The sequence below is a fragment of the Streptomyces sp. NBC_01320 genome (assembly GCF_035974375.1).
GTDB lineage: Bacteria > Actinomycetota > Actinomycetes > Streptomycetales > Streptomycetaceae > Streptomyces > Streptomyces yanii.
In genome coordinates this window covers 550,350-575,090 of record NZ_CP108391.1, presented here as the reverse complement: position 1 = coordinate 575,090, position 24,741 = coordinate 550,350, and the positions used below count along the sequence as shown (strand labels likewise).

The window sequence follows — 24,741 nt, the reverse complement described above, 5'->3', positions numbered from 1 at the left end:
GCTACTGCCCGCCGTTCGCCTGCGTCCGACGGACTGGAAGCCCCCGTCGGGAACGCACCTCCCCCGCGAGCGCGTCCAAGAGCTCGAACAGCGGCTGGCCGCCGCGCACGGAGAGATCCTCCTCCTGCAACGACATCTCCGTGAGCACGGCCTTCAGGCATGATGCGCCAGATCGCGGGTCTTTCCTCAGTGCCGCAGCGACGTCGCAAGGCTCACCGGCGTGATCATCTGGTTGAACGGGACCTTCGACGTCGGCAAGACCACCACCTCGAAGGAGTTGGCTGCCGCGCTGCCCGACGCGCGGATCTTCGACTCCGAGACAGTCGGACTCATGCTCGGTCCTGTCCTCGGGTCGGTCGTCCCCGTCCGAGATTTCCAGGACTGGAGGCCATGGCGCCATCTGGTGGTGGAGACAGCAGCCCAGATCCTCGACTACGTCAGCGGGACTCTCTGGGCGCTGGGGATGAAGCCGGGGTGAAGCTCGGCATGTTCGTCGACAACGCCCGCCGACGGGCCGACAAGCTGACCCCGAACGGCACGAGGCGCTGTCCACGCTCGGCATGCGCTGGGCTTAGCGCTTCCGCACAGCCCGATCAGGTGGCTTTCTCCAGTGCGTATTCGGACGCTGGTCGCGGCAGGCGAGCACTCCGACGTCGACCCCCGGGTGTTGGCGCGCGGTTACATCGCCGCGGTGGACGGCGCGGTCCTCCAGTACATCTCGGAGCCCGCCTCCCCCCGCCCGCGCGAGGTGTTCGACCTGTTGGTGGAGGCGCTGCTGCTGCGGGCGGGCATCCTCAAACGGTGACGGACCGGGCGGTGCGGGCGGCGGCGACGGCGACCGCGACGTCCTCGGGCAGCTCCATCAGCGAGGACGGCAGTTCACTGACGCACGAGCCGAGGGACTCGCCCGGGCCGGGCTCCAGGAAGGTAAACCAGCCGCGGTCGTCGATCCATGCCAGAACCCAGCGCCGGGTGTAGTCCTCGTCGTCCGGGACGTCGTCTGGCTTGGTCAGCGAGGGTCGCAGGGCCCAGGTAGCGGCCGGTGGCGGCGTCGAACACCTCGATGCGGTGATCGTGGTGCGGCATGAAACGCACCCGGACCCGGAGACCCGCCTCGCCCGTCATCCACAGCCCCACGTAGTCCCGGTTCCTGAAGCGGATGCCCTTGGTGGAGACCACCCGGGTACGGCCGTCGTCCTCCAAGGTGAACGTCCACAACTCATCCGCGCCGATCTCACGCAGCGGCGTCGGATCGGCCTCCCACACCTCAAGCGGGGACCTGCCCTTCAAAGGCCCGGGGTGGTGGAAGGTGTTCCACCACGCCACCCAGTCCAACAAGCGGGCGGTGAAGTCCTCGAACCCCAACAGCACCTCGTCCTTCGGCCGTGCCCGGCGCCGGCCCGGGCGCGGCTGGCGGACGTAGCCGGGCAGAGCGGCAAGGAACATCGACTCCACCGCCCGGTTCAACCCCTCCACCGTGCCCTTGGACCGAACCGTCAAATGCTCCCGATCCGCATGGTGCGGAGCGACTTGTGCGGGTCACGCATCCGTTTCATCCGTGGCACGGCCGGTCCTACGAGTGGGTCTGTACGGTAACCGGTGTAACTCCCGAGCTGGAAGCGACAGTTGATGACTGACGTGATGAGTGACATCAAGGCCGGGGAGGCCGCCGTGGGTGCGCTGGATGCTGTGGATGACGGTCTGGTTGCCGAACTGGTGGCCCGGGCCCAGGCCGGCGGAGTGAAGCTGACCGGCGAGGGCGGCCTTCTGGCGGAGCTGACGCGCAAGGTGCTGGAGTCCGCGCTGGAGGGTGAGCTGACCGACCACCTCGGACACGAGCGCGGTGAACGGGTCGAGGGCGGCCGGGAGAATTACCGCAACGGCCACCGGTCCAAGACCGTGACCACCGAGGTCGGCCCGGTGGACGCACTCAGCGTGAAGGTCCGCGACGGCGGCATGGTCACCAACAAGTCCGCCCACCTGGTCATCGGCGTCGACGTCGACGGCATCAAGAACGTCCTGGGCATCTGGATCCAGGACACCGAAGGCTCGAAGTTCTGGCTGAACGTGCTCAGCCAGCTGAAGAACCGCGGCCTGCGCGATGCGCTGATCGTGTGCTGCGACGGCCTGACCGGCCTGCCCGAGGCCATCAACACCGTCTGGGACAAAGCCCTGGTCCAGACCTGCGTGACCCACCTGATCCGGGCGTCGATGAAGTACGTCTCCTACAGCGACCGCAAGAAGGTCGCCGCCGCCCTCAAACCCATCTACACGGCCGCGACCGAGTCCGAGGCGCTGTCCGCCCTGGACGAGCTGAGGGCGAACTACGGCAAGAACTACCCTGGTTTGATTGCCAGTTGGGAGCGGGCCTGGGAGGATTTCTGGCTCTCCTGTCGCTTCCGTGGGTAGGTTCATGCAGCTTGACGCCCTGGTAGGTGGGGTCGGTGGCCGCCGAGGCTGAGCATGGCCAGTGCGATGAGCGCTGCGGGGTCCTTGAAGCCGAAGGCCATGCGGGTGATCAGGCGGATCTTGGTGTTGATGCTCTCCACGATCCCGTTGCTCATGGAGTGCTCGGCTGCCGCCGTGATGGCGTCCCAGTGCTTGACGATGGCCCGTTGCAGCTTGACGAAGGGCTCCAGTCGGGAGCGGCGGGCCCAAGACACCCAGTCGAGGAGGGCCTCGGGGGTGTCGGGGCCGGACTTCAACGCCAGGCGAAGGGCCTCCTTGAGCAGGTATGCGCGGTGCAGGTCGGGGTGGGCTTTCGCGATGAACTCCAGTTGCGCGCGCTGGTGTTCGGTGAGGTCCTCAGGGCGTTTCCACAGGGCCCAGCGGGCCTTCTTCAGTGACTTCGAGCCCGGGGTGGCGCGGCCCTTGCCGCCGCGCTCGGCGTTCCAGACCTCGCGGCGCACGGTGTCCAGGGCGTCGGTGGCCCACTGCACGACGTGGAACGGGTCCATCACCCGCACCGCCTGCGGGCAGCGCTCGGCGACTACCTTCGCTATCCAGTCGGCGGCATCCGCGGACACGTGGGTGATCTTCGCGGAGCGTTCAGGTCCGAGCAGGTCGAAGAAGGACCGCAGTGTCTCCTTGTCCCGGCCGGCCGCCGCCCACACGAGCCGGCCGCTGTCGTGGTCGACCACCACGGTCAGGTACTTGTGGTGCCGCTTGTAGGAGATCTCGTCGATGCCGACCCGGGTAAGGCCCGCGAGCAGGTCCACGCGCTGTTCGACGTCCGACCACACGCGGGCGCAGATGCCGCCGACCGTGCGCCAGCCGATCCTCAGCAGTTGGACCACCGTGGTCTTCGAGCAGTGCGTGGCCAGCCAGGCCACCGTGTCGTCGAAGGCCAGGGTGTGCCCGGCACCGTGGCGGGCCCAGGGCACGTGGGCGACGACCACACCGTGCTGGGGACAGGATACCCGCGGCGCGTCGGCCTCGATGAACGCCCGGACCACCCCCAGGTCCAGGGCACGCCAGCGCCGGCGGCCCTCGCCGTTGTCGAACCGGGCGCACCGGCGACCGCAGACCCCGCACCGCTGCCGCCGCCTCTTCGCCGGGCGGGCATGGGCCACGATCACCACATCCCAGGGGCCCGCCTCCGCGCCGTTGCCCTCCTCGGCCTCGACCGACGCGACCACCGTGTGTTCGACTCCGAGCAGCCGAGTCCATATGCTTGCAGATCGCACGCCGTATCCAGGTTCTTCCGTTTCGTACTGTCGCAAGTCGAAACGTAGCCGGGCTACGGCGTGTTCTGCGTATCAGCCCTGGTCAGCGACCCACGGAAGCGACAGGAGAGCCGGATTTCATCCCCTTCCTCGCCTTCGACCGCGACATCCGTCGCGTGATCTACACCACCAACGCGATCGAATCCCTGAACTACCAGCTCCGCAAGATCACCAAGACCCGCGGCCACTTCCCCTCCGACGACGCCGCCATCAAGCTCCTCTACCTCGGCATCCGCCGCATCGAGGGCCGGCACATCGACGGCGACGGCCCCATCCCCCAAGGCCGCGTCCGGGGCACCGGCACCCTCGGCTGGAAGCGCGCCATGAACCACTTCATGCTCGCCTTCCCTGACCGCCTCCCCCTCTGACCCCAGCAAGATCACCCTCAGTAACCACCCCACGGGCCCGACCAGCAAGAACACGCATCACGACATACACAAAGGAATTGACAACCTCGAGATGGACCAGCATCTGGCCGGACAGGTCGGCGGGCGTGGGTCACGCTCGGGCGACTGCGCCCTGACCCCAGCCCGTTACCAAGCCCTGCTCGCGGAGCGCGCCACTGGCGTCCGCCTGGACCTTCGGGAGGATAGGGTCCGGGTAGCGGCCCCGGCGGGCTTGGTGATCCGGCTGTGGAACGGCGCGACCACCACCCTGCACATCGGCGACGGCGTGGAGAACACCCTGCTCCTGCTTCCGACGGCCCGTCCGGCAACGGCGGCGGCCGTCTTCACCAACGGTGACCGGCTGGCGACGGGGTGGCTCGGGGGGCGTACACCGCGATCCGCCGCTGAGCCGGCCGCCGGGCGGGTCCCTGCGGCGGCCGCCGCCCGGTCGGGGGTGTGAGAAGGGCGCATGGTAGCGCAGGTGGTGCGGTGCGGGGCGCGACTTACCCGCGCCGGTCGGGGTGCGGCACACTGGTACGGATTCCGGTGGTGTCCAGCCGGACGCGTACCAGCCGAGACAGCGTGTACCACCCGGAGCAAGAGAGGCCGCAGGATCCGTGAGTGACGAGCCCGACGCCCCGGAGCCCGCCGACGAGGGCGCGTTCGGCATCGATGCGTTCTCCCTCGACGACCGGCTGCGGCTGTTCCACTTCGCCGCCGCCGAGAAGCGCCACGAATACCTGTGGCTGCTGCGCGCCTTCGACCGCGGGCGCGCCAATTACCAGGTGCTGCTGCACGCTTCGGACGCGGTGGGACTGGTGGAGCGGCTCGCAGCCGATCATCCCGCCGCGGGCGCTGTCGGCGGGTCGGCCGGCGTTCAGCCGCTGCTCGACGCACTCGCGGACTGGCAGATCCTGGACCGGTCGTACGACGGGACGCGCGCCGCGAACCTGGCCGAGTACCGCAACCGCCACTACGTGTACCAGTTCACCCAGGCCGGATACCGGGCCTACCGGGCCGTGGAGGACGTACTCGGCGCGCGCCTTGAGGACGCCCAGCTCTCCCGCCTCGTCTTCCCCGACATTCTCGGCGACCTGCACGCGCTGGCCGAGGCCAACGTCGCGGGCGACGCCGAGGAGGTGTACCGCAAGCTGGGCCGTCTCGACTCCGTGCTGAACGAGATGGCGCAGCGCGCCGCCCGCTTCTACCTCATGCTGGGCGACCTGGCCCGCACCAACGACACCCGGCCCGAGGTGTTCCTCGCCCACAAGGACACGCTCCTCGCCCACATGCGGGAGTTCACCGCCGAGCTCGGCCGCTACGCCCCGCTGCTCGCCGAGGCCGTCGAGAAGGCCGCGGCCACCGGTGTGGACCGCATGATCGAGTACGCGGCCGAGGCCGACGAGCGGCTCTTCCGCAGCCCCGCCGAGCGCCTGGCGGACTGGCGGCACCGGTGGGACGGCATCGTCCACTGGTTCGCGGAGCGCGAGCACAGCGAGACCGAGCGGCTGCAGGACGCCACCGTCACCGCGATCCGCTCCGTCCTCGCCCTGCTGCGCCGCGTCACCGAGGCACGCCGGGGCGGGGTGAGCCGGGAGAGCCAACTACGCCACCTCGCCCAGTGGTTCACCTCATGCGAGAGCGACAAGGACGCGCACGCCCTGTTCCAGGCCGTCTTCGGGCTCGGCGCACCCCGCCACATCGCCGTCCCGTACGCCGATCCCGAGCAGATCCCCGGGCGTACGTCCTGGTGGGATGCCGAACCGGTCGAACTCGCCCGCACCCTGGTCCAGTCCGGCCGCACCCCCGCCCTGCACGGCCCCGGCCGCATCGAACGCAACGACGACCGGCGGGCCCTGCTCCGTGCCGAGCAACTGAAGGAGCAGGCCGAGCGCCGCGGTGCCGCGAACGCCCTCGCATCCGACGGCGTGTACGGCCGGATGCTCGACGAGCCTGAGACGCGCGCCCTGCTCGCCCTGCTGGACGTGGCGCTCGCCGCCCGTGTCCCCGCCAGCCGCCTGGTCACCGCCGCCGCCGGATCCGCCCACGGAGTACGTCTCACCCTCGCCCCCGCCGAGGGCTCCACCACCGTCGACACCGTGCGTGGCCGCCTCCATCTCGACGGGCTGCGCCTGGAGGTCACCACATGAAGGCATTCCCCGGCGTCCTGGGGCCCATGGACCTCACGACCAGCCGTACGAAGGGTAGCCCGAGGGAAGTGCGACGGGATCCGGTGGACAGTACGCCCCACGAGCAAGGCAGGACAGCGTGAGCCGCGTCGCCGAGGGCGTCTCCCCTCTCGAACTCGCCGACTACCAGAAGGCGGTACGGCTCGTACTTCGGCATTCGCTGGTCACGCCCGGGTATCCGGACAAGACGGCGCTGGCGACCGTGCGTCGCTGGTCCGGGCAGCTGCGCACCGATCTGATGGAGATGCTTGGCTACCGGCTCGTCACCACCGCCGACACCGCCCGGCTGCAGCGCGCCCAGGACGGCCTGGACGCCACCCGCCCGGCCCTCACCCGTGCGGGCCGCCCCTTCGACCGCCGCCGCTACGCCTACCTCGTCCTCACCCTCGCGGCCCTGGGCCGCCACGGCGCGCAGGTGGCGCTGGGCGAGCTGGCCGACGCGGTCGCCGCCGACGCCGTACGCATCGACGGACTCGGGCTCGACACCGCACGCAAACCCGACCGGGACGCCTTCGTCGACGCCGTCACCTGGCTCACCGAACGCGGCGCGCTCACCCTCGCCGACGGTTCCGCCACCGCCTGGGCCGGCGATCCCGAGCGCGCCGAGGCCCTGTACGACATCGACCGCGAGATCCTCACCGCCGTCCACCACCCGACCCGCGTCCTGCAGCACCTGACCTCTGTCACCGCGCTCCTCGACTCCGCAGGCGCGCTGGGCATGTCCGCCGGCCGCGCCGCCCAGCGCCGCGACCAGGCCCGCCGCGCCCGCCGCCTGGTGCTGGAGAACCCGGTCGCGTACTACGCCGACGCCGACACCGAACTCCTGGGCCAGCTGCGGGCCCCCGCCCTCGCCGAGGACCTGGAGCGCCTGACCGGGCTGACGGTGGAGCGGCGAGCCGAGGGAGTGGCGCTCATCGACACCTCCGGCAGGCTGTCCGACATCCGCTTCCCCGGCGGCGGAACCGTTGCGCAAGCCGCGCTGCTGCTTGCCGCCCGGATCAGCGCCGCCGTGCGGCGTTCCGGACGCCACGCCCTCGAACTGCTGCCCGCGCCCACCGCCGCCGAACGCCTCGCGGCCCGCGCCCGGCGTATCGACGGCGCTCTGCCGACGCGCTCGGTGATCGCCGAGTTCGCCGCGCCCGACGAGCCTGACGCGGCGGCCGCGTACGAGACGTATGAGCAGTATGAGGCGTATGAGACGCACGACGAGGCAGGGGAGGAGCGGGGGGAGGCCCGGTATCCCTTCGTCACGGACTCCTGGCTCCGGGGCAGGCTCAAGGAGATCACCGGCGAGTACGGTGCGGGCTTCGCGGCCGATCTGCGTGGCGACCCGGACCGGCTGCTCGACCAGGCTCTCGACCTGCTGGCCGCCATGTCGCTGATCGTCCGGGTCGACGGAGGAGCCCTGGCCCTTCCCCTGCTCGCCCGCTACCGCGGGGTCACCGCCCGGGTGAAGACCCGTACCGTGTCCCGCCCGCCGGCCCTGTCTCCGGTCCAGCTGCCCGCCCAGACCACCCTGTTCGCCGACGACACCGCCAAGGACCCGACTCCGTGAGCACTCTCGCTCCCACCCCGGGCGACACCCCCGCCCCGTCTGCCCGATATGTCCCCACCCGTGCCGGGATCATCAACCTGTGGGACTACCGGGACGAGGAGTTCTCCTTCGCCGACGGCTGGCTGGTGCTGCGCGGCCCCAACGGATCCGGTAAGACCAAGGCCCTGGAAGTCCTCTTCCCGTTCGTCCTCGACGGGCGTATCGATCCCAAGCGGCTCAACCCGTTCGCCGCCGAGGACCGCACGATGAAGTCCAACCTGCTCTTCCGCGGGCAGGACAGCGCGCTCGGCTACGTCTGGATCGAGTTCACCCACCGGGAGACGGGCGAGGCCGTCACCTGTGGCATCGGGCTGCACGCCCAGCGGCACCGCGACACCCCGGCTCGTTGGCACTTCGTCGCCGAGGGCCGCGTCGGCGAGGACTTCTCCCTTCTGACGGACGACGACCGGCCGATGACGAAGAAGCAGCTCGCCGCCGAGCTCGGACGTGAGCTGATCGCCTCCACGGCCGACTACCGCGCCGCCGTCGACCAGCGCCTGTTCGGCCTCGGCCGGGAGCGGTACGAGCAGCTGCTCACCCTGATCCTCACGTTGCGCCGCCCGCAGCTCGCCAAGAACCTCGATCCGGCCAAGCTCTCCGACACCCTCACCGCGGGCCTGCGCCCGCTCGACGACGACCTGATCGCCGAGGCGGCCCGCTCCTTCGACGACATGGAGTCCGTGCAGCGCACCCTGGAGGGGCTGGCCGCCGCCGACGACGCCACCCGAGCCTTCCTCGCGAGCTACTCCACCTATCTGCGGGTCCACGCCCGCACCGCCGCGGACAGGCTCACCGCCCGCCGCACCGAAACCGCCGAGCGCACCGCAGCCCTGCGCACCGCCGCCGCGGACCTGGCGGCGGCCCGCGAACAGCAGGCCGCCGCCGAGACGCGCGCCGAGTCGGCCGACGCCTCGCTCGCCGCCCAGCGCGCTCGTCTCGACCAGCTGCGCACCTCCGCCGCCTACCAGGCCATCGAGCAACTGGCCGACCTGGAACGCCTGGTGCGCACCTGCGAGCAGACCGCGCTGCAAGCGGCCGCCGAACGCGAACGCCGCACGGCCGCCACCGGCCGCGCCCGCGCCGAGGCCGAACACGCCGCCCGGCTCGCCGCCGAACTCGACGCCGCCGTCTCCCGGGACGCCGCCACCGTCGCCGAGCACGCCCACACCGCCGGCCTCCCCTGGACCCCGGCCGACGCCGGGCCCGCCCGCCTCGCCGAACGCTCCGCCGCGCTCGCCGCCGCCCGCCATGAGGGCGTTCGAGCCGTGCGTGGAGCCCAGCAGGCGGCACGCGGGACCGAGCAGACCCGTGACCTCGCCCGGGTCTCGCTCGACCGCGCGCAGGAGGCCGTCGCCGCAGCCGAGACCGCCGAAGCGGCCGCCGGGTCGGCCCTCGAATCCGCCCGCGAACAGGCCCGTACGGCGCTCGGACAGTGGACGGAGGCACACGGCGCGCTCCTGGCCGAAGCGGAGCGGGATGGGGATCCCCCCGGCCGAAGGCTTGGGGAGGGTGCCGACGAAATCGCCGAAGCCCTCGAACGCACCGGCGAGGCCGATGCGCCCACGCTTGCCGACGCCTTCACCGAGGCCACTGCTCCCGCCGTGCAGGAACTGCGCGACACCCTCGCCTCCCTGCGCGGCCGGCGCACCGACGTCGAGCGCCGCCTTGCCGAGACCGGGGCCGAACGCGACCGGATCGCCGCCGAACACGACGACGCCCCGCCCCCGGCCCGCGGCCGCACCGCCGGCCGGGCGCCCGATGGCGGCGTGCCGCTGTGGCAACTCGTCGACTTCGATGACGAGCTGACGGATCGTCAGCGGGCGGGCCTGGAAGCGGCCTTGGAGGCATCGGGCCTCCTCGACGCCCTCCTCACCACCGAGGACACTCCCGTGACGGCCGGGCACAGCGACGGCTACCTCCGCGCCGGTGCCCCGGTGAGCGGACCGAGCCTCGCCGACCTCCTGCGCCCCGAGAACCCCGAGAACCCCGAGGACAACGCCGCGATCCCGGCCGCGCGGATCACCGCCGTACTGCGCTCCGTCGCCGTCACCGGCGACCTCGACACCGGGATCCCACAGATCAGCCCCGACGGCCGGTACGCGGCCGGTGTCCTGGTCGGTGCCCACACCAAGGAGCACGCCGAGTACGTCGGCGCCACCGCCCGCGCGCGCCGGCGCGCCGCCCGGATCGCAGCCTGCGAAACGCTGCTGGCGGAACTCTCCGCCCAACTCGACGAGTTGGCACACGCGCAGGCCCGCAGGGACGCCGCACTCGACGCGTACGCCGCCGCCCGCGCCGGCCTGCCCCGCACCACCGCCATCACACAGGCACTGCGCGAACTCGACAAGGCCGCGGCGAGGCTGCGCGCCACCCGCGACGCCGCCGACGCCTCCCAGGCTTCCTACGACGAGTCGGTGGCCGCCTGCTCGGTCGCCGAGCGCGCCCTGCGCCGCACCGCGGCTGAGCACGCCATCGAGATCGAACGCCTCGACGCCGTCGAGACCGCCACCCGCGCTTTCGAGACGGCGGTACGCGAACTCACCGCCCGCCGCCGCGAACACGCCCGCCAGACCGAGGCCGCCCAGGCAGGCGCCGATCGGCTCACCGCCGCCGCCGAGGACGAGGAGGCGGCGCTGGACACCGAGCGCGCGGCGCGCCGCAGGCATACCGAGGAGGCCGCGGGACTCCAGGCCCTCCAGGAGGCAGTCGGGGCCGAGGCGCAGGAGGTGATGCGCCAGGTGCGGGAGGCCGAGGACGGGATCGACACCCTGGTCAGGGAGGCCGAGGCGGCTCGCGCGGCCCAGCACGCCGCGATCGCGGGCACCGCCGCGGCCGAGGCCCGCCGTACGGCCGGGGCCGAAGCCGGGTCGGTGGCCGCGGTGGAGGAGAAGGACACCGCCCGCGGCCTGTGCCCGTACGCCGCCCGTGAACTCCTTGACATCCTGCGCTGCCCGCCCGGCCTCGCCTGGCCCGCCCAGGAGGCCGACTGGGCCGGCGAGGCCCTACCGCCGGCCGTGATCGCCGTACACGAGGCGATCCTGTCCGCGACCCGCGACCTTACCCCCACCGAATCCAGCCTCAAGCAGTCCGTCACCCGTCTCACCAAGGCCCTGGACGACCTGCAGGCGCAGCTTGCCGCAGCCGGACAGGACTACCGGCCCGAATGGGACGGCTCCGACGGGGTCATCGTCGTACGCGTGGCCGACGAGGAGGGCCTGCTGCCCGTCGCCGCCTTCGCCCAGAAGATCGCCGCGCACCGTCGTGACCAGGCCGAACTGCTCTCCGATTCCGAGCAGCGGATCCTGGAGGACGCCCTGCTCACCCGGCTTGCCCAGCAGATCCACGACCGTACCGTCGACGCCCGTGACTTGATCAGGCGGATGAACACCGACATGCGCAGGCGCACGATGTCATCAGGGACCACGGTCGGTGTGAGCTGGCTGCTCGCCGACCATCTCGACGACGAGCAGCGCGCCGTCTGCACCCTCCTCGACGCTGACGCGGCCCGCCTCGGCCCCGATGGTCTCGCCCGGGTGCGCACCCACTTCGCCGCGCAGATCAAGACCGCCCGCGCCCGCCACCGCGACCAGCCCTACCGCGAACTCCTCGCCGAGGTCCTCGACTACCGGCGCTGGCGGCAGTTCGCGTTCCAGCTGGTACGGCCCGGCGAGTCCGGAAAGACGGAGGAGAGGCTCACCCGCGCCCGGCACAGCCGACTGTCGGGCGGTGAGCAGTCAGTGTCGCTGCACCTGCCGCTGTTCGCCGCCGCGCACGCCATGCTCAACTCCGCCGACCCGCACGCCCCGCGCCTGCTCGCCCTCGACGAGGCCTTCGCGGGCGTGGACGACACCGGACGCGGCGAACTCATGTCGCTGGCCGCCCAGTTCGACCTCGACCTGTTCATGACCGGCTACGACCTGTGGGCCGCCCACGCCTCCGTGTCCGCCGCGGCCCACTACGACCTCGCGCACACCGCCGTCGATCACACCGTCTCCGCGCTGCTGCTCGTCTGGGACGGCGACCGGCTCCTCGCCGACGACACCGGCGATCTCACCGCCGCCCTCGGCTCGCCCGGCACCCGGCGCGTCCCGATGCCCGAGGAGGCCGCGGTTGCCGGCTGAGCGGCGTGAATACGACGAACTGCGGGACGAGGGATGGGCCCGACTGCTCGCCGCCGCCCGCCGCAGGCTGGAGCGCACCGGCGGCGCGATCGACGGCGACATCGGGCTCGCGGGAGCCAGTGAGGCCGAACGCCGCACCGTCATCGGCATCACCGGCCGCTACCGGCCCGAGACGGCCAAGCGGCTCGCCGTACCCCTGAGTGACCTGGACGGGTATCTGCACGATCGCTACGGCACCGGTCTGCTTGCGACCCTCGGCCTGCTGTACGGCCCGCTGCGTGACCGGCCGGCCGAACGGGCCGACGAGGAAGCGCGCCGCGAACAGGCCCTGAAGTCCGCCCATTCCAGCCGGCTCGCCGGGCAGGGGTGGTTCGCGGCCTGGCTGGAGCAGATCGCGGCCGACGGCACCCTCACCCGTCTCGTACGCCGCGGGGACGCACCCCTCCTCGACGCGGCGGTACGCGTCCTGGAAAGGCTCCCCGGTGACGGGGACCGACTCCCCGGCTCCCCGGACCGGCTCCCAGGTGACCAGAGCTGGCTTCCCCCGCACCCGATCGGCGTCCTGCCGCTTCCGGTCCTCGCCGAGTGGGCCACCGGCGACACCAAGGCCCTCGTTTCCGGCACCCCGCTCGAACAGCTCGTCCTGCGCGCCCTCGCCCAGCGCACCGGCGGCGGTTCTGTCGTACCGCGCGACCGGACCGGGCGGCGCGCACTGTGGGAGAGCGCCGGAGCCATCGCCGACGATCTCGCCAGCCAGGTACTCGTCCTCAACATCGGGGCCGAGGGCGACACGGTGGTCTGCGACTGGCTGCGCGATGCCGCCGACTTCGGAATTCCCTTCCGGCTCACCCTCTACCAGCTCGCCACCGACCCCGTCGTCCCCGCCGCCCGCACCATCTTCGTCTGCGAGAACCCGGCCGTACTGCGCGCCGCGGCCGGCGAAGCCCAGGACACCGGCGCCGCCCTCGTCTGCACCGAGGGCATCCCGTCCGCCGCCTGCCACAAACTGCTCGGCGACGCCGTACGCGCGGGAGCCCGGCTGCACTGGCGCGCCGACTTCGACTGGGCCGGCCTGCGCATCACCGCGGACGCCGTGGCCCGCCACGGTGCCCGCCCCTGGCGGATGACCGCCGCCGACTACACGGCGGCACTCGGCAAGGGCGAGTCCACACCGCTTGCGGGACCGCCCACGGCCAGCCCCTGGGACCCCGAACTGGCCCGTGTCATGCGGGAGTCGGGCAGCACGGTCATGGAGGAACGCCTTCTGCCCATTCTCCTGTCCGACCTCACCCGCTAGCACTGCCAAGGCGAACCCCCGATCTGGCGGAGTCACATTGGACGAGGGTGACGCGCTCTCGAGGTGAGGTATCGCGGTCCTGTGCGATGTCGACAGGACGGTCTTGTGCTCGACGAGGTGCGTGTCGTCGTCCGGCGCCGAGTGAAACGGATCAGCCGTCGCCGCTCTCGCGCGTCGGTCAGCGACCGGCAGTGAGGCCGGCTGTGCACAGGTCTTGTGAGTGCTTCGCCAACGTGCTCAGTGGTCGGCGCTGCCGGGCGGTGTGACCCATTCGGTGGGTTGGCCGGTGAGGGAGGCGATCATGTCGAAGTCGCCGTCGTAGTGGAGAACCGTCACGCGGTTCAGTTCGGCGGTGGCGGCGATGAGAAGGTCGGGGAGTGACAGGGCGCGGTGGAAGCCCGCGTTGAGTGCGTGCCGCTGAACCTCCAGTGCGCGGGCGAAGGCGTCGTCCTCGGCGTGCAGGTAGTCGAAGGCGTGGAGCCAGGTGCTGATGCGCGTTGCCTCTGCGTTGTCCCGGGCTGAGTGGATCATCTCGTATTCGGTGGGCTGACAGACGGCGAGCAGGTAGCGTTCGTGGAGCGGTTTCAGTACTTCTCGGACGCTGGGTTTCGTCCAGCGGGCGAGAGCAGACTTATCGATCAGGTAGCGGTCTTGCATCAGGCGGCCTGGCCGCCGTGGTGCTTGAGGGTTCCGTCGGCGTTGCGGGGGCCGGTGCTCTCGATGATCTCGCTGAAGTCGAACTCGCCGGCGTCCATGGCATCGAAGCCCTCCTGCCGCAGGTGCCGCTTGACGGCGTCCTCCATGGCCAGGCGGACGGCTTTGGCCTTTGTCTTGGTGCCGAAGATGCGCATGGCCTCGCTAACCATGTCTTCGTCGAGATCGATCACGGTACGGGCCACGAAGGCACCTCCCAGACGGTCGTAGCCAGAACTAAACGATACCATCTTTACGTGTGCAACGATGTCATTTCTCTCCTTGCGTCTACTGGGAACCTAAACGCCTCCCGCTGCGGCTGTTCTCTTCCGCCGCCCAGATCGTCACCACCACCGCCGCTGGCTCCGCCTCGCCAGCCCACTGGCCTTCGGCCAACGCGATCACGACCGCGTTCGAGCGGATCCAAGCTCTCCTGCACCATGTCTGACCAGCTATAACGGCCCCGTCCCACCGGGCGGCACGCCACCAGTGCAGTGGAACCTGGGGCTCATTCGACGCGACAGCCGGGCCATCGGTCTTTCTGGGGCTGCGTCGCATACGGACGTGACTGATGGACGCAGCCGACGGCAGTAACGGATTACTAACGGGCACTCACTCGTTTGGGCGAACCAGCGACTGTCAAGGACGCCGCCGCAGGTCCACGGGAGCACTCCCACGCGTGAGGAAGCGACGCGGGATTGCTGCTGTCATTGTCGATGCCGGCCCCTGCAGGATTCGTAGGCAGGGCACTTGGGGCGGGGCCTCGGTCGCTTGTGGGGTTGCCACAACGGGTGTGCTGGGTGCGTGGAGGCGGTCAGTGCCAGTGGCCGTGGCGCTGCCGGTGGCCGCCCGGTGGCCGGACGCCCTTGGACGACGTCATACGAGACGGCACAGGACAACCGACCGTACATGCTCTGATCAGGCTGAACGTCACCCAGCAGCACGACGCGGCACCAGACGACATGATCGCTCATGGTCTCGTAATGCGTAGGTCTCGGGTTCGAATCCCGAAGCTGCTGGGTGTTGTTGGCGTCCTTGGCTCTGGCAGCGAATCGGCTGGTATGACAACGAGGGGTCCGAAAGTGCATCCAAGTCTGCGCTGCGGTTTTGCGGGGTGTGCCTTATGGTGATGCAGCAACATTAATGCGGCCTACCGGCCTCGCCCCGCGGTACGGGCAACAGCCGCCGCCTGCCGGTGCACGGGCACGGCCGTCTCCGCCGGGGCCGGCCGGACGCGGACCCGGCAGGCGTGGTGGTCGAGCAGGAGCGGACCGCGCCCGGGCAGGCACGACGGACGACTTGCCCGAGGCGCTGTTGCCGCTTCCGCGCAGCAATGTCCTCTCCGACGAGGTCGCAGCCGGAGCCAAGGGCCGTCGTGCTGCACTTCGCCCAAGCCGCCCAGGCCCCGGTACAGCGTTAGTACTGCAACCGCATGTGGGGGTCATGGCCTCGGCGTTGGTAGTGGCAGCGGCGGGCTCGGGCTTGGCTGCGGCGTCGGAAGTGTGACCAGTGCAGACGGTGCTCGTTGGAATGGCAGTGGGGCGTGATGACGACGTGCCCGATCAGTCGGCGGATCTCCGGGACGCTGAGGGGTATGAGGTCTTGCTCGTCGTTTCCGCTGCCCCTTTTGCGGCTTCTGCGGCGCGGATGGCGGTCAGGTAGGCGAGGGCGGCCATTGCCAGGGTGATGTGCCGGTACCAGGCCCGGTAGAGACGGACCTGGTAGTGGTCCAGACCGCACTCTCCCTTCGCGATCTGGAAGCATTCCTCCACCTGCCAACGTGCGCCAGCGGTCCTGACCAGGTCTTTCAGCCGGGAGGCGACGGGGCCGTAGCAGACGTAGTAGGCGATCTCGGTGGGGTCGCTGATGCTGCGGCGGGCCAGGACCCAGTGCCCGAAGCCGTCCTCCCATGCCGGGCGGATTGCGATCCGGGCCCAGTCGTAGAACCGCTGGCCGTGCGCGCCCGCACCAGCGGAGATCCGTTTCCATGCCTGCCGGGGCACGGCGGTGACCAGGTCGCGGACCTCGGCGTCCGTGCCGCCGGTGGTGGGCACGGTGTCGTTGACCTTGGTGGCCAGGACGTAGGCGACGTGTCGTTCCTCCAGCCAGGCCCGCATGTGTTTGACCTGGCCGTATGCCTCATCCGCGGTGACCCAGGCGAAAGGGACGCGTGCGTCGATCGCGCGTTGCAGCATCCACTTGAAGTGCTCGATCTTCGTGGCGAAGGGCACCTCGTCACCGATCCCGGCCGCCCGGCACCGTTCCCTGTCATCCGTCCAGGAGACGGGGATATACAGCTCGCGGTCGATCAAGGCCCGGCCTGCGGCGGAGGCGTAGGCCAGGAACGTGCCGATCTGGCAGTTCTCCGTGCGCCCGGCCGTTCCGGAGTACTGCCTCTGGACCCCGGCCGACTTGACGCCCTTCTTCAGGAAGCCGGTGTCGTCCCCGATCAGTACCGCGTCCTTGCTGCCGATCGTCTCGACGATGAAGTCGCGCACATCGTCGCGGACCGCGTGCTCGTCCCAGTCGGCGAAGTTCAGCAGCCGCTGGAAACCGTCCGGGCGACGCTGGCCAGCCTGCTCAGCCAGCGTCCACCCATTCTTCCTTTCCAGCGGCGCGAGCAACGTGGACAGGTAGTCCAACGCCCGCTCACGTGGCTCCGACCGGCCAAAACGTCCCGCAAACCGGGCATGAAGCCCGGCTATCCCATCGGACCAGTCCTCGATCTGCGCGACCGTCAGCGATTCATCACACAGTCAGCCCAACGACCAAGACGACGACCCGTCACGCCACATGCGGTTGCAGTATTAGGCGCTGCCCGTGGCAACGGCCGCGCGGAACTCCTGAGTCATCAATGCCACCGAGCCGCGCTGGACAGGGGCCGGGCCCTGCTCGCCCCACACCTTGTGCAGCGCGGTTCGCATCCGGTCGTTCATGGCGTCGTTGAGGACGGCCTGGTGCTCCTCGGGCACCTCGCGCACGTCCTGGACGACGACCATGGTGCCGTGGCGGGTGCCGATCATCCCGATCGTGGTGACCTTCCAGCCGAGGCGCCGGGCGGCTTTACGCATCGCGGCCCGGATCAGTTCCACCCCACCCAATCCGACGGCCTCCTCGTCATCCAGATTCACCTGGTACGAGCCCCCGAATCCACCGGCACCTTCCGGGCAGTTGCGGCGCAGCAGGGGCACGAGGGCTTCGGCCATGGCGGTGCAGCGCGGGTCCTTCGCGTACGAGGCCATCGTCAGCTCCTTTCCGGGCCCGTGAGGTGCGGCCACAGCAGCTTGATGTCGCGGGCGACCCGCTCGGCCAGGACGTCGGGGTCGTTGGCCGTCCACTGGTGAGCTGTCCCGATGGCGTCGGCGGCCTTCGTCCTGGAGGTGCCCGTGCGGGGGAAAGAGCCGGAAGTGATGCGGGCGGTGAAGGTCGCCGGGGCTGACGGGCGGGGCAGGAAGAGCAGCGGGTGGTGCGGGGTGAAGTCGAAGTGGCCGAGGCGGGCTGCGGGCGCTTCGCCGAAGAGCTGCGGTTCGGCCCACAGGCCGACGGTGACGACGATCCAGGTGTGCGGGTGGTCCGGGTCGTTGCACAGCCACAGGTCGAACGTTCCGACCAGGAGGTTCTCCTCCCACTTCCAGACCTTCGCCCGCGGATCGAGAGCATCAGCCCCGTCCACGCGCAGGGGGATCAGGGCGCGCTCGAACGGGGCGATCAGATCGTCGTAGGCGGCCCGCATGGCCACGCTGCCGGCGTGGTCGTACGTCAGCTCGCGGTCCGGCGTGATCTCCCACTTCAAACCGTCGGGAAGCTGGGTGGTCAGGTACTGGCGCAGCGGGCCGATGGCCAGCGGCAGGCCGTCCTTGTCAAGTCGGGCATGCTCGGCTGCGGGCAGGCGGACCCACCAGGCGTAATACGGCGTTTCGTCGTCGTAGGAGTCGTAGTCGACGCAGTGGTCGTACGCGCAGCCCAGTGAGGCGGCCAGCTCCGTCATCGTCTCCTGGGTGCGCTCGTCCAGGTCCGGATCCTCGCCCGCGAGCTGCGATGGGTCCTGGACCTCGAGGCGCCACACGACCCATTCGAAGTCCTTGAAGTCCTTCACGCGCCCGGTGTGACCCCTGCTGTACGCGGCCACGTCCCGCTCCCCTGCTTCGCCCAGCTCCGACAGTCCAGTACATCAAGGCCCACAGGACAGGCGGGAACGTTCGGCGACACCCGGCCCGGACGAGCGACGCACAGGGCCGACGGCTCCAGGGCCTCGAAGGACGTGTCGGGCCCTTGGCGATGGGCAGCAGCACGCAGCTGAAGGTGGGCAAGCCGTCGCGGAGGGCGGCTTGCCCAGGTTCCCCTTCGGCTTACCCGAGAGCGTCCGTGATGCGGCGCGTCATGCGGCAGATACGACCCTTTTTCACCCATAGTGCTGGCCTCTGTTGGCCTGACATAGGATTTGCCCTTACATCTGCGGACGAGGCAATTGATGGGGCTGAGTCATGAAGGAAGGCATGCTGCCGCCGGGGCAGCGCCTGGCCAAAGGGTGGCCCGTCTCGCACTACGGGCCGGTGCCCCGCTTCCGCCCGGACCGGTGGAACCTGCAGGTGTTCGGCGCGACCGTGAGCGGGCGGACCCACTCCTGGACGTTCGATGAAGTCGCCACCATGCCAAAGATCACCGTGCACGCGGACCTGCACTGCGCCTCAGGCACCAGCACCACCGGCCACACGTTCTTCGGCGTGCCGGCCCGCACCCTGCTGGACCTTGCCCCGCCCGCCGCAGGTGTGTCCCACGTCATGGCCTGGGCCGAGTACGGGTACAGCGCGAACCTGCGCCTGAGCGACTTCATCGCTGACACCACTGTCATGGCCACCCATCACGACGACGAGCCGCTCACCGTCGAACACGGCTTCCCCCTGCGTCTGGTGGTCCCGCACCCTTTCGGCTACAAGGGCCCCAAATGGCTGCGCGGCATCGAGTACATGACGCAGGACCGCCGCGGGTTCTGGGAGGAACGCGGCTACCACAACATCGCCGACCCCTGGGCCGGCCAACGCCACTCCTATCAGGAGGACGACGGCCCCTAGTCACGGGCAAACCCCAGGCACACGCCGACCAAACCTCCAAGAGCGACACCTCATCTGCCACTCTTCTTGGTCGTTCAGCCAAGCATGTGCCCACGATCTATGAGATCGCGCATGGCAGATGCAAAATGGGGAGCGTTGTCCGGGATGCGGATGCCGCCGCCCCGGCCAGACCCACAAGGCGAGGTCCCTCATGGTCATGCGCACCCACGACGGCAGCGTCGGCGACGTCGACTACGGCACCATCGGTGCCGGCTACGCCGCTTGGCGCCGCCCCGACGAACGCATCGCCCACGTCATCGCCCAGGCCCTCGGCGATGCGCGCACCGTCCTCAACGTCGGTGCGGGCACCGGATCGTACGAGACCGCCGCGCACACGATCACCGCGGTCGAACCCTCACTGGCCATGCGAGCCCAGCGGCCGGCCGAACTCGCCACCGCCGTAGAAGCCGTCGCCGAAGACCTCCCCTTCCCCGACGGACACTTCGACGCATCGATGACCCTCTTCAGCGTCCACCAGTGGTCCGACGCCACCACCGGACTACGCGAGATGCGACGCGTCACCCGCGGCCCCGTCGTCGTACTGACCTGCGACCCAGCCCGCGTACGCGACTTCTGGCTTTACGAGTACGCCCCCGACGTCCTCGACACCGAAGCCCGCCGCTACCCGCCCCTCGACCAAATCACCGCCGCTCTCGGCGGCACCACCACCATCCAGCCCATCCCCATCCCGCTGGACTGCACCGACGGCTTCAACGAGGCCTATTACGGCCGCCCCGAACTCCTCCTCAACCCCGCAGCCCGACAAGCCTGCTCAGCCTGGAGCTTCATCGACGACCACGCCCGCCAAGCCTTCGACACCTCCCTGCGCCGCGCCCTCGGCTCAGGCACCTGGGACGAAGCCTTCGGCCACCTCCGCAACCGTCCCACCTACAACGGATCCCTCGTCCTCCTTCACGCAACCCCCTGACCAACAGCAAAGCCCCGGCTCAGGTATCTGCCAGCACAGCTCACCACCGACTCAGGTGCCGAGCCGGCAAGAACGCCAGCGGCGAGCGCTGCGACTGATGAGGCCGAGTGCTTCGAGGCGGCCGAGCTGGTAAGCGACGGAGCTGGTGCTGGACAGGCCGACGCGCTCGCCGATCTGCCGCACGGTCGGCCCCTCGCCACACTCGATGATCGAGTTCCGGATGACCCGGAGGATCGACTCCTGCCTCGGTGAGAGCCCACCGCCTCCGCTCATGCCGCTTCCCCGCCGCGGCTCTGTGTACGGGTGAGGCGACGCAGCTCCACCCGGGCAGCCGGCGCACTGCCGGGGACGGTGGTCCAGAAGGGGTGCCACCAGATCCTGCCGGACAGCTCCAGCAGGCGACGGCGCAGGGCGGTGGTGTGACGGTTGCCTGACGTGGTGAGCGCTCGGTAGGTGGTGTTCCAGTCGTGCTGGGCCTGCACCAGATCGTGAGGAAAAGCGGTGGAGTCCATGACGGTATTAGATCGTGTGTTCGATTTCCTTGTCATGTCGAGACACGCCGCCGGCCTTCGGGCTGGGCAAGCCGCCGCACGGTGAGCTTGCCCAGGGTCCTCTCGGGCTTGCCCAGCACTCGTGACCAGTCCTATGTCCGCGGCCATGACCGGTGACCGGCCGTGTGACCGATCCGATCGCAGCCATCGGTCACACCGCACGTCAGCGGCGTGACCGGTCCATGCAACCCGGGTGTCCGAATCAGCCTGCCGGTCAGCAGCCAGATCCCCCGGCCCAACGGAACGCCAGCGCCCCACCCGTGCAGCTCCCGGGTGTGACTACTCGGTGGTGCGGTCAGGGTCAGGGAGCTCCGGCGGGAACTGCCGCTCCAGGATCTCCGCCCAGCGATGCAGGACGACGAAGCCGTCTGTGTCGGCCTGCGCCTGGACCAGCTCGCTCAGGGCGTCGACGAAGGGCTGGGCGGCGGTGCCCGCGGGCACCGCGGCCGCGGCCTTCCTGAGCCGCTCGTGCGCGGCGGGGAAGACGCCCCGGGCCCACGCGTCCTGCTCTCGGACCCGCTTGCTTCCCTCCTCCATGTTGATCTGCGTGATCGCCAGGGCCGGGCAGTCGGGGGTGTGCCAGGTCTCGCTGATCCCGCCGCCCGTCTTCACGTACGCGACGCGGGTGTTGTCCGGGCCCGGCAGGGCGAAGCAGACCTCTTTCCCTCGGCTATCGCGTGGGAAAGAGGTGTCGGCGCACGGGACCGGCTTGCCCACAAGGGGTGACCTGCAGAAATGGGCGGTGTCCGATTTGGGGGGTCCACACCTGCGGCAGTACCTCCGATCCCCCGCTGAAAGCAACCGTCCAGCCCACTGTCCAGCCGCCCTTGGGTGCAACCCCCTCCAGGCCGCACGGCACCGCTCCGTCAGGGCCGGGCAAGCCTCCGGCAGTTCAGACAGCCAGGATCGCGGGCGCGGTGCGACCCAGTCGTTCGTGGAGGCGAACGCCTCCAGTTACCACACGGTGCGCTGCGCGGTGAACGGGGATGATGCCCAGTGAGACGGACGCGAGCGGCATCACGGCCAGGAAGTTGCGGAGCTGGCCCTTCATGGCGTCGGGGTCGCGGGCCTGGGCAAGCCGTCGTTCGGGGCGGCTTGCCCAGGCTCCCGTTGGGCTTGCCCGAGTCAGGTCCGGCGGCGGAACAGACTGCGGTGGGGCTTGCCCGGCTCGTGGTCTCGGTCCTCCACCGGCTCCGGCTCGGTGCACTGCATCGTCACCACAGCCACGCGGTGGAGTGCCGCACCCGGGACAGGGCGCGCGCATCGCGGCGCGCAGCCGCGCTGCCGATGCGGTTCTGCCGGGACCGGGGCCTGCGCGACTGCCCGGCGAAGAAGCGTCGGCGACCGGCGTCCTGGAGCCGCCGTCGCTGCTTGCGCAGCTCCTGCTTCTTCTGCGCCTGCGCCTTCGGCGTCCGGGGCCTCTTCCAGATCGGCTCCCAGGGCGGCGGCCCGTACGCGTCGGCGCGCTCCTGGATGCTCGCCTGCACCTGGGCTGCGGCGGCCTCGATCCTCGGGTCCTCCGACGGCGTGGTCATGCGACTCCTCCAGTGGGTGTGTTCCGGCCCGGTGCGGGCGGGAGTGCGGGCTGCTGGGTGTGGGTCGGCGTCGACGCTGCCGGGGCCGGCTGCGGCCGGGGGCCATGGGCGACAGCGCGTTCCCCTACGCCGTCCTGGAGCTTGGCGGCCATCTTGGCGACGGCCTCGAACACCCGCCGGGTCTGCTCCACCGTGGCGACGTCGGTCGCCTGCTCCTGATCCCGGCCGGCCTTCCGGTCCGCACGGTCCGCACGGTCCGGGCGCAGGCGCGACGTCGGGGCGGCGGGCACGGCGACGGTGTGCGGCCGGGCGCGGGAGCTCAGGCGGTCCGCGCGGCGCACGGCGTGGACCCGGGCGGTCAGGGCGCCGGCGGCGAGGCGGGCTCGCTCGTACGGGGGCGCGGCCCGGTTGCGGGTCAGCGGGCGCAGCACGGCCTGGTCCTCGGTGTCGCGCGGGTACAGCGCGCGGAGGTCGGCGTCACGAAGGATTTCCGCTGGGCAGGTGGGTGCACCAGCAGAGGAAGGCGCTGCGGGCCGGGGAGCTGGAGGAACGGCGCAAGACCCTGCTCGACTTGCCGGAGGCCGGGATGGTGTGGGAGCCCGGCGAGGAAGCCGGGGAGAACAAGCTCGCCGCACTCCGGTCCTACCGGCGGGCCACCGGGCACCTCGCACCCCGCCAGGACGCAGTGTGGGGCGAGGGCGAGGCGATGGTGCCCATCGGGCAGCACATGGCCAACCTCCGCAGGAAGGGAGCGAAGAACGGCCTGGGCAAGGACCCGGAGCGGGCCGCCGTGCGCGCGGCGCAGCTCACAGCGGTCGACCCGGAATGGGACTGCCCGTGGCCGCTCGACTGGCAGCGGCACTACCGCGTCCTCGCGGACCTGGTCGACGCCGACGGCAGCCTGCCCGAGATCCAGCCCGGCGTGCTAATGGACGGCGACGACATCGGCAAGTGGCTTCAGCGGCAGAAGCAGCCGGGCACCTGGGCGCAGCTGTCCGCCGAGCAGCAGGGCCGGCTGTCCCGGCTGGGCGTCACGCCGCTTGAGACCCCGTCTCCCGCCCCGGCGGCCACCCCGTCGACGAAGAGGCCCGAGCAAGACGCAGCAGGCATTCCAGCGCGGCCTGGCCGCCCTCGCGCAGTCGGTGGAGCGGGAAGGCTCGAACCGGGCAGTACCGCGCGGGCACGGTGAACAGATCGCGGTCGACGGCGAGACGGAGCCGGTGGTCGTGAAGCTGGGCGTGTGGGTCTCGAACACCAAGTCGAGGCGGGACAAGCTCACCCAGGAACAGCGGGCAGCGCTCGCTGGACTCGGCGTGGAATGGGCCTGACACCACCCGCCGGGGGTCGCCCGGTTCCTTGGGTTCAGCGGCCTGGGGGCGGGGGCGAGCCACTGAGGTGGTGCTGGTGGTGACCACTGGGATGGGGTGTGAGGTGCGGCCGGTGGGACGGGGTGCGTTCGATGACCAGGAGGGCGGCGTCGTCGGCGGGGTGGCCGCCGATGTGGGTGAGCAGATCGCGGTGGATGTGGTGCAGCAGAGTGTCGGGGCTGCTGGTGGGGAAGGAGGCGACTCGTTCGGCGAGCGGGTAGAACGCTCCGGACGGCGAGCGGGCTTCGATGACACCGTCGGTGTAGAGGACGAGCATGTCACCGCCTTTGAAGGTGAACGGGTCGACGCGGTCGTCCTCGTTCGGTCGTTCGCACACGCCCAGCGGAGGCAGGGGCTGTCGGGCATACAGGACCGTGACCCGCTGATCGTGCACCAGCAGAGGCGGGGGATGTCCGCAGTTGATCATCTCGGCGGCCGACGGGGCGTCGTCGGGGATCTCCAGGACGAGGCAGGTGATGAAGTGCTCGCCGGCGTCGTGCTCGGTGTCCGCCACGTCCTCCAGGTTCCGGGAGACGCTCTCTCCGAGGGCAGCTACCAGCCCGGGGAGGGTGGCACGCCGGTGAGCGCCCTCACGGACTCACGGAAGGCCCCCAGCACCAGCGAGGCCTCGCCGATGGCGGCCAGCCCGTGGCCCCGGACATCGCCGATGACCACCCGGGTCGCGGCATGCGCGGCGCGGGCGAACGCAAACAGATCACCCCCGATCTCGGCCTCGTCCTGCGCGGACATATACAGCCATGCCACCTGCAACGGCCCGATCCGGCGTGGCGGAGGCCGCAGCAGAACCCGCTGAGCCGCCTCCGCCACAGAGCGCGCCAGGCTCAGCGCCCGCTCGCGCCGCTCCCGCACAAACCGCATAGAAACCACCAAGGCGGAGAGCACGGTCAGTGCGATGATCTGCGCCAAGTGGTTGGGCGTGGTCACTCCGCCGAGGAAGACAGCGATGAACACCTGGGCCGCCACTGCCAGGACCCCGGCGAGAGCAGTGAGCCGTGTCCCGGCGAGGGAAGCGGTCAGAGCGGGCGCGACGACCAGCAGTGGGCCCAAATGGACATCGCGTCCGGTGTGGATATCCAGCGCGGCGATCGTCACAATCAGCACGAACGGCACCGCCACCAGCCCACCGCCGGCTGGATGCTCCAGGAAGTGATCCCACAAACGTCGCACACCCATATACCCCTTATGCTCCATCGATAGCGCGCCCCCAGCCAGCCGACGAGCAC

At 70.4% G+C, this 24,741-nt stretch carries 22 protein-coding genes and 5 pseudogenes; 12 read left to right on the top strand and 15 right to left on the bottom strand.

Going from position 1 to position 24,741, the window contains the following annotated elements; all coding sequences use genetic code 11:
• Window positions 1–220: 220 nt before the first annotated feature.
• A pseudogene (locus tag OG395_RS57725) lies at window positions 221–451 on the top strand (ATP-binding protein); the annotation flags it as partial.
• Between the two features lie 159 nt (window positions 452–610).
• Window positions 611–805: a hypothetical protein gene (locus OG395_RS57720; protein ID WP_327250121.1), complete on the top strand. Its 195-nt coding sequence runs from the start codon at window positions 611–613 to the stop codon at window positions 803–805.
• A gap of 74 nt (window positions 806–879) precedes the next feature.
• On the opposite strand, the gene OG395_RS57715 is transcribed toward OG395_RS57720, so the two are convergent.
• The gene (locus tag OG395_RS57715) at window positions 880–1,500 is read right to left on the bottom strand and encodes a Mu transposase C-terminal domain-containing protein (protein ID WP_327250120.1); all 621 of its coding nucleotides are present in this window, start codon (window positions 1,498–1,500) and stop codon (window positions 880–882) included.
• A 129-nt stretch (window positions 1,501–1,629) separates the two neighbouring features.
• Between OG395_RS57715 and OG395_RS57710 the strand changes: the two are divergent.
• Window positions 1,630–2,382 (top strand): annotated as a pseudogene (locus OG395_RS57710) (IS256 family transposase); the annotation flags it as partial.
• Between the two features lie 29 nt (window positions 2,383–2,411).
• On the opposite strand, the gene OG395_RS57705 reads toward OG395_RS57710, so the two are convergent.
• Window positions 2,412–3,686, bottom strand: coding sequence for an ISL3 family transposase (locus OG395_RS57705; RefSeq protein ID WP_327250119.1), 1,275 nt, complete (start codon window positions 3,684–3,686; stop codon window positions 2,412–2,414).
• Window positions 3,687–3,802: 116 nt separating this feature from the next.
• Here OG395_RS57705 and OG395_RS57700 point away from each other — a divergent pair.
• The 6 genes and pseudogenes from OG395_RS57700 to OG395_RS57675 form a co-directional block, all read left to right on the top strand.
• A pseudogene (locus tag OG395_RS57700) lies at window positions 3,803–4,093 on the top strand (transposase); the annotation flags it as partial.
• A gap of 91 nt (window positions 4,094–4,184) precedes the next feature.
• Window positions 4,185–4,571, top strand: coding sequence for a hypothetical protein (locus OG395_RS57695; RefSeq protein ID WP_327250118.1), 387 nt, complete (start codon window positions 4,185–4,187; stop codon window positions 4,569–4,571).
• Window positions 4,572–4,728: 157 nt separating this feature from the next.
• Window positions 4,729–6,261: a TIGR02677 family protein gene (locus OG395_RS57690; RefSeq protein ID WP_266753048.1), complete on the top strand. Its 1,533-nt coding sequence runs from the start codon at window positions 4,729–4,731 to the stop codon at window positions 6,259–6,261.
• A gap of 118 nt (window positions 6,262–6,379) precedes the next feature.
• Window positions 6,380–7,855: a TIGR02678 family protein gene (locus OG395_RS57685; protein WP_266753049.1), complete on the top strand. Its 1,476-nt coding sequence runs from the start codon at window positions 6,380–6,382 to the stop codon at window positions 7,853–7,855.
• A complete protein-coding gene (locus OG395_RS57680; RefSeq protein WP_327250117.1) occupies window positions 7,852–12,015 on the top strand; it encodes a TIGR02680 family protein in 4,164 nt (1,387 codons plus the stop codon). Before OG395_RS57685 ends, OG395_RS57680 begins: the two co-directional genes overlap by 4 nt.
• A complete protein-coding gene (locus tag OG395_RS57675) occupies window positions 12,005–13,312 on the top strand; it encodes a DUF2399 domain-containing protein (protein WP_266753053.1) in 1,308 nt (435 codons plus the stop codon). The genes OG395_RS57680 and OG395_RS57675 overlap by 11 nt, the downstream gene beginning before the upstream one ends.
• 237 nt (window positions 13,313–13,549) lie before the next feature.
• Here the strand turns inward: OG395_RS57675 and OG395_RS57670 are convergent, their stop codons facing one another.
• The 5 genes from OG395_RS57670 to OG395_RS57650 form a co-directional block, all read right to left on the bottom strand.
• Window positions 13,550–13,969, bottom strand: a complete 420-nt coding sequence (locus tag OG395_RS57670; protein ID WP_327250116.1) for a PIN domain nuclease — start codon at window positions 13,967–13,969, stop codon at window positions 13,550–13,552.
• On the bottom strand, window positions 13,969–14,211 hold the full coding sequence (locus OG395_RS57665) for a type II toxin-antitoxin system VapB family antitoxin (protein WP_327250115.1): 243 nt from the start codon (window positions 14,209–14,211) through the stop codon (window positions 13,969–13,971). The genes OG395_RS57670 and OG395_RS57665 overlap by 1 nt, the downstream gene beginning before the upstream one ends.
• 1,356 nt (window positions 14,212–15,567) lie before the next feature.
• Window positions 15,568–16,731: an IS701 family transposase gene (locus OG395_RS57660; RefSeq protein WP_327250175.1), complete on the bottom strand. Its 1,164-nt coding sequence runs from the start codon at window positions 16,729–16,731 to the stop codon at window positions 15,568–15,570.
• An 81-nt stretch (window positions 16,732–16,812) separates the two neighbouring features.
• Window positions 16,813–17,247 carry a hypothetical protein gene (locus tag OG395_RS57655; RefSeq protein WP_327250114.1) on the bottom strand — a complete coding sequence of 145 codons (435 nt, stop codon included), beginning with the start codon at window positions 17,245–17,247 and terminating at the stop codon, window positions 16,813–16,815.
• Between the two features lie 2 nt (window positions 17,248–17,249).
• The gene (locus OG395_RS57650; protein ID WP_327250113.1) at window positions 17,250–18,134 is read right to left on the bottom strand and encodes a hypothetical protein; all 885 of its coding nucleotides are present in this window, start codon (window positions 18,132–18,134) and stop codon (window positions 17,250–17,252) included.
• A gap of 355 nt (window positions 18,135–18,489) precedes the next feature.
• Between OG395_RS57650 and OG395_RS57645 the strand changes: the two genes are divergently transcribed.
• Together OG395_RS57645 and OG395_RS57640 are read left to right on the top strand one after the other, a co-directional pair.
• Window positions 18,490–19,077, top strand: coding sequence for a molybdopterin-dependent oxidoreductase (locus OG395_RS57645; protein ID WP_327250112.1), 588 nt, complete (start codon window positions 18,490–18,492; stop codon window positions 19,075–19,077).
• A gap of 190 nt (window positions 19,078–19,267) precedes the next feature.
• Window positions 19,268–20,044 (top strand): class I SAM-dependent methyltransferase, encoded by a 777-nt coding sequence (locus OG395_RS57640; protein ID WP_327250111.1) that lies wholly within the window; start codon window positions 19,268–19,270, stop codon window positions 20,042–20,044.
• Window positions 20,045–20,095: 51 nt separating this feature from the next.
• On the opposite strand, the gene OG395_RS57635 is transcribed toward OG395_RS57640, so the two are convergent.
• The 6 genes and pseudogenes from OG395_RS57635 to OG395_RS57610 form a co-directional block, all read right to left on the bottom strand.
• Window positions 20,096–20,317: a LexA family protein gene (locus tag OG395_RS57635; RefSeq protein WP_327250110.1), complete on the bottom strand. Its 222-nt coding sequence runs from the start codon at window positions 20,315–20,317 to the stop codon at window positions 20,096–20,098.
• Complete coding sequence (locus tag OG395_RS57630) at window positions 20,314–20,556, bottom strand: hypothetical protein (RefSeq protein ID WP_327250109.1); 243 nt, start codon at window positions 20,554–20,556, stop codon at window positions 20,314–20,316. Before OG395_RS57630 ends, OG395_RS57635 begins: the two co-directional genes overlap by 4 nt.
• Before the next feature lie 318 nt (window positions 20,557–20,874).
• The gene (locus tag OG395_RS57625) at window positions 20,875–21,312 is read right to left on the bottom strand and encodes a hypothetical protein (protein ID WP_327250108.1); all 438 of its coding nucleotides are present in this window, start codon (window positions 21,310–21,312) and stop codon (window positions 20,875–20,877) included.
• Between the two features lie 240 nt (window positions 21,313–21,552).
• A pseudogene (locus OG395_RS57620) lies at window positions 21,553–21,658 on the bottom strand (transcriptional regulator); the annotation flags it as partial.
• A gap of 151 nt (window positions 21,659–21,809) precedes the next feature.
• The gene (locus OG395_RS57615; protein ID WP_327250107.1) at window positions 21,810–22,130 is read right to left on the bottom strand and encodes a hypothetical protein; all 321 of its coding nucleotides are present in this window, start codon (window positions 22,128–22,130) and stop codon (window positions 21,810–21,812) included.
• Entirely contained in the window at window positions 22,127–22,561 is a 435-nt protein-coding gene (locus OG395_RS57610) for a hypothetical protein (protein WP_327250185.1), read from the bottom strand. The genes OG395_RS57615 and OG395_RS57610 overlap by 4 nt, the downstream gene beginning before the upstream one ends.
• A gap of 36 nt (window positions 22,562–22,597) precedes the next feature.
• On the opposite strand from OG395_RS57610, the pseudogene OG395_RS57605 reads away from it, so the two are divergent.
• Window positions 22,598–23,458, top strand: a pseudogene (locus OG395_RS57605) (helicase associated domain-containing protein); the annotation flags it as partial.
• Between the two features lie 34 nt (window positions 23,459–23,492).
• On the opposite strand, the gene OG395_RS57600 reads toward OG395_RS57605, so the two are convergent.
• Both OG395_RS57600 and OG395_RS57595 read right to left on the bottom strand, forming a co-directional pair.
• On the bottom strand, window positions 23,493–24,056 hold the full coding sequence (locus OG395_RS57600; protein ID WP_327250174.1) for a PP2C family protein-serine/threonine phosphatase: 564 nt from the start codon (window positions 24,054–24,056) through the stop codon (window positions 23,493–23,495).
• Window positions 24,050–24,691 carry a hypothetical protein gene (locus OG395_RS57595; protein ID WP_327250106.1) on the bottom strand — a complete coding sequence of 214 codons (642 nt, stop codon included), beginning with the start codon at window positions 24,689–24,691 and terminating at the stop codon, window positions 24,050–24,052. The genes OG395_RS57600 and OG395_RS57595 overlap by 7 nt, the downstream gene beginning before the upstream one ends.
• Window positions 24,692–24,741 lie beyond the last annotated feature (50 nt).

Excerpts from the sequence above, each read along its gene's own strand:
- OG395_RS57630 (WP_327250109.1), bottom strand. The coding sequence starts at position 20,556 with ATGGACTCCACCGCTTTTCCTCACGATCTGGTGCAGGCCCAGCACGAC.
- OG395_RS57595 (WP_327250106.1), bottom strand. The coding sequence starts at position 24,691 with ATGGGTGTGCGACGTTTGTGGGATCACTTCCTGGAGCATCCAGCCGGC.
- OG395_RS57640 (WP_327250111.1), top strand. The coding sequence starts at position 19,268 with ATGGTCATGCGCACCCACGACGGCAGCGTCGGCGACGTCGACTACGGC.
- OG395_RS57635 (WP_327250110.1), bottom strand. The coding sequence starts at position 20,317 with ATGAGCGGAGGCGGTGGGCTCTCACCGAGGCAGGAGTCGATCCTCCGG.
- OG395_RS57695 (WP_327250118.1), top strand. The coding sequence starts at position 4,185 with ATGGACCAGCATCTGGCCGGACAGGTCGGCGGGCGTGGGTCACGCTCG.
- OG395_RS57655 (WP_327250114.1), bottom strand. The coding sequence starts at position 17,247 with ATGGCCTCGTACGCGAAGGACCCGCGCTGCACCGCCATGGCCGAAGCC.
- OG395_RS57670 (WP_327250116.1), bottom strand. The coding sequence starts at position 13,969 with ATGCAAGACCGCTACCTGATCGATAAGTCTGCTCTCGCCCGCTGGACG.
- OG395_RS57645 (WP_327250112.1), top strand. The coding sequence starts at position 18,490 with ATGAAGGAAGGCATGCTGCCGCCGGGGCAGCGCCTGGCCAAAGGGTGG.
- OG395_RS57615 (WP_327250107.1), bottom strand. The coding sequence starts at position 22,130 with ATGACCACGCCGTCGGAGGACCCGAGGATCGAGGCCGCCGCAGCCCAG.